This is a genomic window from Agarivorans sp. DSG3-1, assembly GCF_046774965.1.
Taxonomy (GTDB): domain Bacteria; phylum Pseudomonadota; class Gammaproteobacteria; order Enterobacterales; family Celerinatantimonadaceae; genus Agarivorans.
On record NZ_CP177241.1, the window covers coordinates 3,638,813 to 3,651,752 of the forward strand.

Annotated in this window: 7 protein-coding genes; 2 read left to right on the forward strand and 5 right to left on the reverse strand. The window is 42.5% G+C overall.

The window, feature by feature from the left end; genetic code table 11:
- Nucleotide 1: 1 nt before the first annotated feature.
- Nucleotides 2–3,814, reverse strand: a complete 3,813-nt coding sequence (locus ACLD71_RS16905; protein WP_411991428.1) for a translocation/assembly module TamB domain-containing protein — start codon at nucleotides 3,812–3,814, stop codon at nucleotides 2–4.
- Nucleotides 3,811–5,529 carry an autotransporter assembly complex protein TamA gene (locus ACLD71_RS16910; RefSeq protein ID WP_137674556.1) on the reverse strand — a complete coding sequence of 573 codons (1,719 nt, stop codon included), beginning with the start codon at nucleotides 5,527–5,529 and terminating at the stop codon, nucleotides 3,811–3,813. Before ACLD71_RS16910 ends, ACLD71_RS16905 begins: the two co-directional genes overlap by 4 nt.
- 98 nt (nucleotides 5,530–5,627) lie before the next feature.
- Between ACLD71_RS16910 and mobB the strand changes: the two genes are divergently transcribed.
- Nucleotides 5,628–6,152 carry a molybdopterin-guanine dinucleotide biosynthesis protein B gene (gene mobB, locus ACLD71_RS16915; RefSeq protein ID WP_411991429.1) on the forward strand — a complete coding sequence of 175 codons (525 nt, stop codon included), beginning with the start codon at nucleotides 5,628–5,630 and terminating at the stop codon, nucleotides 6,150–6,152.
- A gap of 52 nt (nucleotides 6,153–6,204) precedes the next feature.
- Nucleotides 6,205–8,343 (forward strand): FAD-dependent oxidoreductase, encoded by a 2,139-nt coding sequence (locus ACLD71_RS16920; protein WP_411991430.1) that lies wholly within the window; start codon nucleotides 6,205–6,207, stop codon nucleotides 8,341–8,343.
- A gap of 23 nt (nucleotides 8,344–8,366) precedes the next feature.
- Here ACLD71_RS16920 and ACLD71_RS16925 read toward each other — a convergent pair whose 3' ends face one another.
- The 3 genes from ACLD71_RS16925 to htpX form a co-directional block, all read right to left on the reverse strand.
- A complete protein-coding gene (locus ACLD71_RS16925) occupies nucleotides 8,367–10,859 on the reverse strand; it encodes an EAL domain-containing protein (RefSeq protein WP_137674553.1) in 2,493 nt (830 codons plus the stop codon).
- Nucleotides 10,852–11,829: an ABC transporter substrate-binding protein gene (locus ACLD71_RS16930; protein WP_137674552.1), complete on the reverse strand. Its 978-nt coding sequence runs from the start codon at nucleotides 11,827–11,829 to the stop codon at nucleotides 10,852–10,854. Before ACLD71_RS16930 ends, ACLD71_RS16925 begins: the two co-directional genes overlap by 8 nt.
- 211 nt (nucleotides 11,830–12,040) lie before the next feature.
- Nucleotides 12,041–12,913 (reverse strand): protease HtpX, encoded by an 873-nt coding sequence (gene htpX / locus ACLD71_RS16935; protein ID WP_137674551.1) that lies wholly within the window; start codon nucleotides 12,911–12,913, stop codon nucleotides 12,041–12,043.
- Between the last annotated feature and the right edge of the window lie 27 nt (nucleotides 12,914–12,940).

The following is a 12,940-nucleotide window of genomic DNA, read 5'->3' on the forward strand; positions in this document are numbered from 1 at the left end:
CTTAATCTAAATAGAACTCGTAATAAACATCTAACGCACTATGCAAGCCAGAAAATGCCTCAATAAACAGTTTAGGTAAAATCTCATATTTCACGGTTAATTCATTAACCGGATCAAATACCCCCATGCCATAACGAACTTGTACGCCAGGTAATACATAGGCACTCACCTCAACTTGAGTCGTGCTGCCAGAACCCGCGGTACTTAAGGCCAAATCGTTTAAACCTAGGGTACTTCCCACGTTACCGACTAACCCTTCTGCCCTGCCTATTCCCGCGCTAAGTAACATAGAAGAAAGTGCATTATCATCCTGTTCGCTGTCGCTTAAGGCCCGGCCGCGCAATAAGTAAGACAACATTTCGTTTTGCGACATAGATGGGTCTGAAAATAACGTTACCTGAGGGGCATCAGCTAAACCTACAACTTTAACGCCCACAGTTACACTGTCTGAAATAGTATCTGGGTTTCTTACCGCTTCAAAATCTAAATAGGGTTGCTCTAAAGGTCCGGTAAACATTAACCAACCTTTTTCTATCAATAAGTTTTGTCCGTAGGCTTTAAAGCTACCATCAACCAATTCAATCCGACCATTGGCGCGCAACGGCTCTAAAGGTTGTTGTTTTAAGTTTAAATGGCCTTTAAGGTTAGTATTAAGGCCTAAGGCTTCTAAGGTGATGGTTTCCGATAATGTGACATTTAGGTCAATCTTGGTTTTCTGTAAGGCAACCGTTTCCGATTGCTCTTCAATCACAATGGCGTCAGATGATTCTGATACGGCTGACTCGGGTAGCGACTTCACTACGATAGCTCCGTCTTCTACCGCAATGGTGCCACTTACATCAATCAGATTATCAGCAAACTTAATACTCACATCTGGAGAAACGGATAAACTGGCATAAGGGTCTACGTTAATGGGGAGTTGACTAGCATCTATATCTAGTTGACCAAACAACTGATTATTAGGCCAACTAAACTCACCAGTCCACTGAGCAGTTTTCCCATCGCTATTAAAGCCACCGTTTAAACGTGCTAATTGGTTATCGAAACTCAACTCGGTGTGCAATTGCTCTATCGTAAGGGGCACATCTGGACCCGATACCAAACCATTTTCCAATTTAACTTCGCCGAGCAATACCGGTGTCTTTAGCTTGCCCGATACCTTTACCAAACCATTTATGTCACCATCCAGCTCATCTAACACATTAACAAAAGGCAGTAACGGCGATAAGGTAAGATTATTTAACTGTAACTCACCATCTATACTTCCCCCTTTATCAATTGAAGCGGCTCCAGAAGTGCGTAATTCACCCAGTTGCTTTGAGCTAAACAAAGCCTGCCAATGTAGTTTTTCATTTTTAATATCTGCGTTTAAATCAAGGGATTCGTAAGCCAAGGTTATCTCGCCGCTCTCGGCATCTTGGGTAAGTGAACCAGGGCTTAATTTAAGCGCTAAACGGGCTTTTTCAGGGGACCACTGATTTAGTTTTGCAAAAATCTCTGCCGATGCTTGCCCATCTAGATGAAGGTCCTCTGGAATGAGCTTGTTTAACACAGTAAAATCGAATTGTTTAACGGTAAGAGCTACCTCGCTGTTTCCGTCACTCACAAATGGAGATAACAAACAGAATTCGCTCTGCTCTCTAGACCAACAGTGTGTTCCGATAGTGGCTACCGCTTGCTCATAATCTATATCGACGGCGTTAGACAGCGACCAATTGCCTAGCTCGGCGTTAAGGTCAGCTTTGGCTAACTGCCCTTGCCAGCTTTCTAAACCGCCACTACCCGCAAGTTTAACATGGGCACTTCGTTGAGCTTGTTCAACGTTAATCGCTAACTGTTGTTTTGTATCTTTGCTGAAATAGTTCAAATCAGCTGTTTGAATAGTTTCTCCGGCCACCAATAATTGCGCTACCGCTAAATCAATTTGACCAGTAAAAGCCTCGTCCAAGGATAGATTTCCCTGGGTATTGAGCTTAACTAAAGTGAAATCTTGGTTAGTTAACTCGTCACCCGCAATACGCCAAGTGAATACTGGATTGTCAACTACGCCAGTTACGCCTATGTCCGCATCCAACAAACCGCTGTCTAGCCAAGGGAGCTCTGCCAAGTTCTTAGCGTCAACATTAACAGTTACTTCTACATTTTCAGCATTCGTGTTTGCGTCTGCCTTAACTTGAGTATTAGCCAGATTGAGGTTTAACTTCGCTTGGTGAGCCTGCTTATCTAAATCCCCCTTGCCCACTAGCTCGATGTTAAGCGGCAAGTTTAACCACTCTCCGCTTAAATTAGCTTGCTGTAATTCCCAGAGGTTAGCCACTAGTTTGGCTTTAATGTCACCGTCTAAATCAGGCAACGCCATTTCCTCACCTAAGTCTGCCCAATGACTGAGTTGTAAGTTATCTAAACTGATAGTGATCTCAGCGTTCAACTCAGGTTGCCATGCCGCAGAACCGGAAATATTAAATCCACCAATCGCTTGTTGGTCGCGAACTGCTGTTTGCTCGACAACTAAAGCGGTAGCTTCAATTTCATTTACTTTGCTAGCCTTTTCTTCACCATTCTTTTGACTACTGTCCAATAGGGTCTTGGGTTTTAGCAGTTCACCCTGAATGGCCAGTTGCTCAATTTGCGATAAATCGCCATTAAGTTGTGCGTTTAACCATAGATCTTGCAAGCCAGATAAATCACTTTGCAGCTGCATTTGGTAACTAGACAAATCTCCATCGGCATGCAAGTTAAGCGCATTAACCGAAAGCTGTTCAGGTAAAACATTAAAAGCTTGCTTTAGCTCTGTGGTTATTTCGAAGGGAATGTTGGTTTTCTGCCAAGCTATATTTAACGCGATTTCTGAAGCGATGAATCCGTCGCTCGACAGCTCGGCATCTAGCTGCTTGCCATCACCTATCAGTTGGAAGTCTAAACCTAAGGGCTGCTCGTCAACTTTCATATCCCAACGACCAACTAAATCAGACGCGTAAAGCTTTTGGAAACCTTGGCTCCCCTTTAGTGCTAACTCTCCCCAAGGAGTTATTGCATTTAGCTTTTCTAATTCCAGATAAGAAAAATCTAACTTACCTATTAGCTCTAATGAAGGAAACGCCAAGGCAGCCTCACTTAGTGCTAATTCCCCTTGAGTAAGTACTAAGTCATTTACCATCACTTGATAAGGCATAGTCACATCTGGCACCTCGATAAGCAGAGGAACCAGTGACTCAGATTCAGATGTCTCGTTAGACGCTTGAGCAGAGCTATCTTGATAAAATAGCGCTAGTTTCCATTTATCCAAATACAACTGGTCAACACTAATAGTACTTTGCTGCCAGTTAGCTTGAACTTGTAGGCTTTGCCATGAAATATCAATACCATCAATGGTAACTACTGCGTTATCTACTGCTAAGCGGTTTAACACAAAGGGGAAAGGAGGTGTCCATGGGCCGGTACTGGGTTCTGCTGGTGGTTCAGGGTCGTCAATGTTAGAGGCTGCGGCCATGGCCGCGGTGTCAACGGCAACCAATAACTTTGTGCTTAACAACCTTTCTACACAAAGCCGAGTTTTACTCATACATACCCAATCTAAGGCTAGATCAAGATCGGCTAGCTCTACACGCAACCCGGCTTGTTGCCAAATAACCTGTTTTGCTGAAATGCCTTTATATAAGTTTCCGTCTGGCTGGGTAATGGTCAGTCCATCAACCAAGTTACTCACTTTGCCTAAAATCCACTGAGTACTAGGGGTCAACGATAAACCGAGAATGAGGCAAAACATCAGCGCGCTAATTGATACCAGCAAGTACTTTAAAGCTTTAAAAATCATAAATCAGGCCCTAACGAGAAGTGGACACGCCATGGATCCGATTCATTTTGTAAGCCTTTAGCCACATCTATTCGCAGCGGACCAATTAACGTAAGCCATCGAATACCCATTCCCACGCCAACGGACACCGGTTCTGAGAAATCATTGGTTGCAGTGCCCGCATCGACAAAGGTTGCCCACCGCCATTTTTCAGCAAACTGATAATTGTATTCTATGCTTCCTACAGTGAGGTATTTACCACCAATCAATTGGCCTTCATCATTTTTTGGGCTAATTGTTTTGTAATCATACCCGCGTATACTTTGGTCACCACCGGCAAAGAAACGCATAGACGCAGGAACGTCAGTAATGTCTTCTGCTAATATTCCTCCTACGTCTGCACGCAGTAAAAGTCGATGATTTTGGTAAGAGCGGAGCCATTTTCCAATAGTGGCTAAGCGCAACATTTCAACATCAGAGCCCCAATATGGGTGCCCGACTTCAACACTGGCTTGCAGGTTATCCCCCCAATATGGATCTAATCCACCGCGCGTGCGTAAGCGAGCAAAGTTAAAACCAGGCAGCACCAAATCGGTAACATCAAACTGATCTGCTTGACGATATTCCTCGTGTTGCCATTTGAGGAAAATAGAAGGCTTCCAATCGTTATCCCAGCGCCACTGCCTAGTGGTAGACACTACGGTCTTTTCACTTTCAGTATCGTTAGTTTTTTCGCGAATGTAGCCGGTTTGAATATCAAGGTAATCATCAACCGGATTATTCATGGGAATACGGTATACAAACAACGCACTTTGTTTTGGCTCAGCGGCTTCAATCTCAAAGGCAATGCTATGGCCTTTATCGTTTACCCAAGGTCGAGTCCACTTTAACCGCACCCGCGGGCCAATATCAGTAGTGATACCCCCACCCACTTCAAAGGTGTCTCGAGGTTTTAACGCCAATCCCACTAATAAATCTATCTTGTCGTCGTGGCGATTTTCTAAATCTGGCCTTACTGATATAACTTGGAAGTAGTCAGTCTCACCTAGGCGTTGATTAAACTCACCGACTTTTTTGGAATCATAACGATCTTGCTTATTAAACTCGGCAAGATTAGCAAAAATTGTTTTAGGTAAATCGGGGTTGGTAAATATGATGTCACCGAAACGATAACGATGACCAGAATCATAACTTAAATGAATACTGGCTGTGTTTTCTTTAATACTGATTTTTACTTCGGATTGGTGGTACTCAGCGTCAAAATATCCATATCGAGCGGCCAGTCGATTAAACTCTGACTTTAAGCCATCATAAGCAGCGTGTGAGAACACTTGCCCATCAGCTAGCCCACTCTTTGTTACAGCGCTAGTGAATCGACTGTCTTTGTTGGCTTCGCCTTCAAATGTAAAGTCGAATTTGCTTATCACTAAGCGTTCGCCTAGTTCCACCTCAACTAAGTAAACATCTTTTTCTTTCTCGCTAACATCTATTTTGCTTTGGTAATAACCCAACGCGCGCAAGGCACGTTTAGTTTGCTCGGCACTGGCAGATGAGATGCGACGCACGCTACTGTTATCTGGAAAAGTTTGTGCTTCCAAATACACTTTTACGTTATCTTTGGTTTCGCCTGATAATCCTTGGTAATCAAAATCAATCGCTGTTACCGAAGTGGTAAACAAAACTAGCAATATCGGCCACAAGCGAAAAAACAATTGCACTCTTCCTCGAATAAACATCCATGAATGCTTAAGTTTAAAGATTTTTTTACAGTTTAAAACTACTTATCTAGGTAAGCTCTAATAATCGAGCTAAAAACGTATAAAGGTGTTTCTAAATGGATAAAAAATGGCCAAAACCGGTGTTAGGTTTAGCGGGATATAGCGGAAGTGGAAAAACCACCTTACTAAGCGCCCTCATTCCTCTTCTTAAACAACGAGGGCTTGAGGTATCGGTGATCAAGCACAGCCACCACCAATTAGAATTAGATGAACCAGGTAAAGATAGCCACCAGTTTGTTACTGCAGGCGCGAGCGAAGTGATTTTGGCTTGCCCTCACAAGCGCTACCACTTTAGCAAACAGCAACAACACGACGAGATACAAGAGCAACTACATTGGGTTAACTGGCAGACTTGTGATCTTGTACTAGTAGAAGGTTATCGTCATAGCCAAATACCCAAAATTGAAGTACATAGATCTGCGCTAAACAAACCTTTGCTGTCTTTAAACGATGCTCAAATTATTGCCATTGCTAGTACCGACGAACTAAGTAGCCATCTGCCAAAATTTGATTTAAATGATCCCAAGGCAATATGTGATTTTATTGTGACCTATACTAACAGTGAAAAAATAGTGAAATAGAATCATTCACTTAAAGGTCTATAAACTGACACTACCGTTCAGAGAATTAAATATGAAACCAAATAAACTGATTGTTGTTGCGGTGCTTGCCGTTGTTGTCTGCCTGATATGGTGGTTTGATTTAGGACAATGGCTTAATTTCGACACAATTAAGCAAAGCCAAGCAAGCTTGCAGGCTAACGTAGAACAACATTTCCTTATTTCGATTATCGGTTACTTTTTCCTATATGTATTTGTAACTGCCTTCTCCATCCCCGGAGCTGCTCTATTAACACTGTTAGCCGGCGCTTTATTTGGCGTTGTAAATGGTGTGATTATGGTGTCTTTCGCCAGTACCATTGGTGCTAGCTTAGCGTTTATTGTGGCGCGTTATTTAGTTAGAGACAGTTTAGAGCAACGCTATGCTGAAAAACTAAAAAGCATTAACAGCGGTATAGAAAAAGAAGGCGCGTTTTATCTATTAAGCTTACGTTTAATCCCAATTTTTCCGTTCTTTCTTATTAACTTAGTAATGGCATTAACTAAGCTTCCATTAAAAACTTTTTACTGGGTAAGCCAATTAGGTATGTTTCCGGCCACTGTTGTTTATGTAAATGCCGGCACCGAATTAGCGAAGCTAGACAGTTTATCTGGAATCTTATCTCCTTCATTATTGCTTGCCTTTACCCTACTAGGCATTCTGCCTTATATCAGCAAAGCCATCCTAAATGGCATTAAGCAGCGTAAAGTGTATGCGCCTTTTAACAAACCCAAAACCTTTGACAATAACCTATTGGTAATTGGCGCTGGCGCTGGCGGGCTGGTGAGTTCATACATTGCTGCCGCGGTTAAAGCTAAAGTCACCTTAGTAGAAAAACACTTAATGGGAGGTGACTGTCTAAACACAGGATGTGTCCCTTCTAAAGCCTTAATCCGCAGCGCAAAGTTTGCATATGAAGCGAAAAATGCTGAAAACTTTGGCTACGAGAAAGTGGACGCTCAAGCAAACTTTACAAAAGTAATGGAGCGAGTACATCAAGTAATTAAGCAAGTAGAACCACATGACTCTGTAGAGCGTTACACAAAGCTGGGCGTTAACTGTGTACAGGGAACAGCCCATATTCGTAGCCCATGGGAAGTTGAAATAGATGGTAAAACAGTAACCACGCAAAATATTGTTATTGCTACCGGTGCTCGCCCTCTCGTGCCCCCTATTCCCGGCTTACAAGATGTTGACTTCTTAACCTCTGATACCTTATGGCAACTAAGTGAACTGCCTAATAAACTATTGGTGTTAGGCGGCGGTCCAATTGGTTGTGAACTAACCCAAAGTTTTGCACGATTGGGGGCTCAAGTAACCCAAATAGAAATGGCTGACCACTTATTGATCCGCGAAGATCTTGAAGTGAGTAAGCTGCTTGAAGAACAGTTTACTAAAGAAGGTATTGAACTGATGTTGGGCTGGAAAGCCATTAGCTTCCACAATAACAACCAAGTACAAAGCGTTAAGCTGACTAAAGGTGAAGAACAACAAGAAATAGAGTTTGATAAGGTCATTCTCGCGCTAGGTCGCGTAGCAAATACCAAAGGATTCGGTCTAGAAGAGCTCGGCGTTGAAAACTCTGAACGCGGCACGGTAGCGGTTAATGCTCACCTGCAAACAAACTTTCCTAACATATACGCTGTAGGCGATGTGGCAGGCCCTTACCAATTTACGCACTTTGCGGCACACCAAGCGTGGTACGCTGCAGTTAATGCGCTATTTGGACGTTTTAAGAAGTTTAAGGCTGACTACTCGGTAATACCTGCGGCAACTTACACCTACCCTGAAGTTGCTCGCGTAGGGATCAATGAACAAGACGCGAAACTACAAGGAACTGCTTACGAGGTAACAGAGTTTCAGCTAGAAGAGTTAGACAGAGCAATTGCAGAGGGTGCAACTAATGGCTTTATTAAAGTACTCACCGTACCAGGTAAAGACAAAATATTGGGTGCGACAATTGTAGCTGAACACGCCGGCGAATTATTAGCAGAGTTTACCTTGGCAATGAAACACGGTTTAGGCTTAAACAAAATATTGGGTACGATTCACGCTTACCCGACGATGATGGAAGCCAATAAATATGTAGCCGGTGAATGGAAGCGCAATCACGCTCCAGAGAAGGTGTTATCGTATTTAGAGAAGTTTCATAAATGGACAAGAGAGGCCTAAGCGTTAGGCCTTGATAATATTGGTCAGGCTATTTCTGTTTCAGCCTGGCCAACAAACAATCTCTCTTCAAATATCTCCGGCTCAAGCGCTTCGCTAAAATAGAATCCCTGATACACAGTACAACGACGATATTTAAGAAATTCTAGTTGGTACTCCGTTTCTACCCCTTCAGCAATCACTTCTAAGTCTAAGTTTTCCGCCATAGAGATAATGGTAGTAATAATGGCACACTCACTACCACCGCTTTGCAGCTCACTAACAAATGATTTATCAATTTTCAAACAGTTAATTGGCAGCTTGTTAAGGTAAGCCAGCGATGAGTACCCGGTACCAAAATCATCTACTGAGAACCGTACACCAATATCGCGCAAAGCTTGAATCTTCTCTACGGTATCTTGAACATTATCTACCAATACACCTTCGGTAATTTCTAATTCAATTAACTTAGGATCACAGCCCGAGGCATGAATAATCGCTAAACTTTCTTTAACAAAGGTATCTCGGTGGAACTGATTAGGACTTACATTGATCGACAAGGTTTTAAAATTATCGGGTAAGCCGCGGTCTTGCCAGGTTTTAAGGGTTTCGCAAGCACTGCGCATTACCCATTCACCTAGCGTAACGATAAGGCCTGTTTCTTCGGCAAGAGGAATGAAGCGGCCTGGCGAAATCCAGCCCATTTTGGCATCAAACCAACGTAGCAATGTTTCTGCGCCCACCATTTCATAATTGTCGTTATAACGCGGTTGAAAGTAAGCCACCATGTCTTCGTTTTCTAAGGCTTCTCGCATCATTCGTGTAAGTACGTGGCGCTCTTGAATTTCGTCAGCCATTTTGTCTGAAAATACGTGCACGCTTGAACGTTCATTATCTTTACCGTGGTAAAGTGCAATATCCGCTTGGCGTAAAATCTCAGTAGCGTTGTTGTCATGATTAGGAAATAGCGCAACACCAGTAGTCAAATTTAACGAAATTTGGTTACCTTTTATCACGAACTCTTTATGAATAACCCTACCGAGATGCTCAGCCATTTTTCTGGCAAGCTCTTGAGCTTCTTCTCTATTACTAGACAGATTAGGAACTAATAAGGCAAATTCATCGCCACCTAAGCGCGCCACAGTTTCTGAACTACTGCGCCCTTCGCGTAAGCGGTGGGCAATTAATCGTAGCAGTAAGTCTCCGGCGGCATGACCAAGCATATCGTTAACATTTTTAAAGTGGTCGATATCTAAGTAAATTAACGCGCCAACTTTATTACTCTTGCGACCACGCTCAATTTCTAAATCTAAGTTTTCAAGTAACTTACGGCGATTCGACAAACGAGTAATATCGTCATGTGATGACTGGAAACGCACAAGCTCTTGCGCCGAACGTACTTCGGAGATATTGGTTTGAGTACTAATGACCCGCGATGGCAGTCCACGCTCGCTACGTTCTACTACCATGCCTCGAGATAGTACCCACAGGTAATGGCCATCTTTATGTTTTACCCTGTGCATCGTTTCATAAACTTTGTTTTTCTTTTTAAGATGTTTACGAAGTTCATTTAAGGTTTTGTCTAGATCATCGGGGTGAATGCGAGATTCCCACTCTTCAATCTTTTCACCAATTTCACGCTCTTGATAACCAAGCATGGCTTTCCACTGAGGTGAATAATAAACAGTGTTTGTTATCAGGTTCCAATCCCAAATACCGTCGCCAGATCCACTTAAGGCGAACTGCCAGCGCTGTTCACTGCGTTGCAATTGCGCAAAACTAGTGTGAATGCCATTGGCCATTTTTCCAATAGCGTTTTCTAAAGCACCAATTTCGCCCTGACTCTTAGCGTTAATATTAGCGTTGTTATGCGTTTGAATTTGCTTAGTGCGCCCTACTAACTTGTTAATTGGCTTAACCAGCATTCTATTTAGCATCAATACCAATAGCAGCATGGCGACTGCCATATAGACAAAGGTTTTTACTGCTTCGTCTAAAATAATTTGGCGCTTAACTAACCAGGTGTTTTTAAGATTATAACTAACAAAGATGGCACCTTGATCAGCTCTGCGTAAGCTGTCTTCTCTTGGTCCCATATCTAGCGGTAAATACAAATTAACCTGCCATTGCTCAGGCAAAACTTGAGTCACTGGAGAACGTTTGGTTTTAACTTGATTAAACAACTCGCTGTTAAAGTAGTTGGCGTTATCGGCAGCAAACAAGCTTTTTTCTGCTCGTTTATTCGAAAGCTGCACTAAGCCTTGTGGATCAATAACTTGTAAGGAATCTAGCTGTTGATTGAGTGCGACTAAGGTAAGCTGCCGTTCAGCAATATCCCACTGATGACGGGACAAACTGTCAGACAAACTTTGTTGCAATTGATAACCAATATGCAGCAAGCGTTGGCTTGCGTGATCAGCCATTTTATTCTGTTGCTCGTTTAAGGTTCCCAGCAATAACAAACCTTGGGCAATAAGCAATAATACCAACGCCAAAATGGGTATCACTACACTGAGAGATATACGTTTAAACTTAAACACCGGTTAACTCCATCAACCACTGACTGTTGAAGTTACGAGACAAATCAGGGGCTCGATGAATTAATTCTAGCTCAGCCATTCGTTGCGCTTTTTCTTGGGCATGCCCTAAGATAAATTTGCTAGAAAACAAGGCGATACTTTGTTGAGCGTTAAGCACTTGAATCTTGCTGTAGGCTTGCCTTACTTCTTTGCTATATAACTGAGTGCGTTTAGCAATTAATTTAAACCCTTCTCGAGAGTGCTCTTCTAGCCAATTATTTGCAGCATAGAAATTAGTCAGCAGTTTTGAAACCTGTTGGCGTTTATTTTGTAATACCGCCGTTCTTACAACTAACACACGATAGTAAGGTTGGCCCTGAGCGGCACTTTGATAAAGGACATTGGCCGATAAATTGTCTACTAAGCGGCTTTGTATGGGTCCAGAGGTCATTACTGCACTTATTTCACCTCGGCGGAACAAGCCTAATTGCTCATCCAGCTTTGCTTCAACGAGAACAAAATCATCGGCATTTACGTCAGTATCTTTTAGCCAATCGTCCATCACTAGAGAGGCTACCGATAGGCTTTCATAGCCGATGCGTTTACCCTTAAGTTGAGTTATGTCGTTAATAGGCTGTTGAGTGACTAAGGCATCCCCGCCTACACTGCGATCAATTACCGCAACCACAGTTAAATCTACACGTTCAGCTAAAAGGCTAATCACTTCAGTGAGGCTTAAAAATGCAGCATCTACTTGTGCACTTTTTAAAGCATGCATTACATGACTTGGAGTGGTGAGTTCATTAACTTGATACTCGTCTGAACCGGGATAAGCCAGTTGTTTAGACAGGTAAATGGGTTCGAAACCCAACCACGGCGATACGGCAACACGAAGTTGTTGGGTTTGATTTTGACAAGCAACCAACAAGTAGCCGAGTACAAATAACAGCCCTTGTTTGAAATAACTATTTAATAAAAGCGAAAGTTTCATATCCCTGCGCAGTGCTTAACTCGTCCTGAGTACACAACCAAAACTGATGCAACCATTCTGCTTGCGCTTAGCCTAAAAAGAAAGCGAACAGTGTAAAAATTTACGCTGATATTACAAACTTAAATGTTTACGCTCAAAAATTAAGCTTAAGATCAAAAAAGTGCCGTTAAAACGGCACTTTTACTAAAGTTTACGGTCTTCCTGCAGAGGCTTATCTCGCTTTCAAAGCAGCAATACGTTTTTCAAGTGGAGGGTGGCTTAAAAACAGTTCGCTCATTGCGCGTTTACCATTAATACCAAACGCCATCATTGAACCTTCCATCTCGGGCTCTCGACTTCCGCCTAAACGCTGTAAGGCGTTAATCATTTTCTCTTTACCAACTAACTTAGCCGAGCCTTCATCTGCCCGATACTCTCGCTGACGAGAAAACCACATAACAATAATGCTAGCTAAAATACCAAATACCATTTCTAACACAAACACAGTAGCAATATAGGCTAAAGTACCCATACCTTGGCCATTTTCATTGTTGTTACTCATTGATGAGCTAATGAGATTGGCAATAATTCGGGCGAAGAACATCACAAAGGTATTCACTACACCTTGAATTAAGGTAAGGGTAACCATGTCACCGTTAGCAATATGACTCACTTCATGAGCCAGAACCGCTTCTATTTCATCACGGTTCATATTTTCTAATAGACCTGTACTTACTGCCACCAAAGCTGCATCGCGTTTAGCACCTGTAGCAAAAGCGTTCATATCTGGAGCGTGGTAAATGGCCACTTCAGGCATGCCAATACCGGCAGCTTTTGCTTGCTTGGCTACAGTGTTAACTAACCAAGACTCTATTTCGTTTCTTGGCGTGGTAATGACTTGAGCGCCAGTAGAACGCTTAGCCATCCACTTAGATATAAGTAAGGAAATAATTGAGCCACCAAAACCAAAAATGGCACAAAATACTAATAGCCCACCAATACTTTGAGTAGAAATACCCAAAGCAGAGAATACTATGTTCATCACTATACCTAGCACTAAAACTACTGCTAAGTTAGTACCTAAAAACAACAATATACGTTTCATCGTCTTCCTCTAAAAACGTGGAAAAGC

Excerpts from the sequence above, each read along its gene's own strand:
- htpX (WP_137674551.1), bottom strand. The coding sequence starts at position 12,913 with ATGAAACGTATATTGTTGTTTTTAGGTACTAACTTAGCAGTAGTTTTA.
- mobB (WP_411991429.1), top strand. The coding sequence starts at position 5,628 with ATGGATAAAAAATGGCCAAAACCGGTGTTAGGTTTAGCGGGATATAGC.
- ACLD71_RS16910 (WP_137674556.1), bottom strand. The coding sequence starts at position 5,529 with ATGTTTATTCGAGGAAGAGTGCAATTGTTTTTTCGCTTGTGGCCGATA.
- ACLD71_RS16905 (WP_411991428.1), bottom strand. The coding sequence starts at position 3,814 with ATGATTTTTAAAGCTTTAAAGTACTTGCTGGTATCAATTAGCGCGCTG.
- ACLD71_RS16920 (WP_411991430.1), top strand. The coding sequence starts at position 6,205 with ATGAAACCAAATAAACTGATTGTTGTTGCGGTGCTTGCCGTTGTTGTC.
- ACLD71_RS16930 (WP_137674552.1), bottom strand. The coding sequence starts at position 11,829 with ATGAAACTTTCGCTTTTATTAAATAGTTATTTCAAACAAGGGCTGTTA.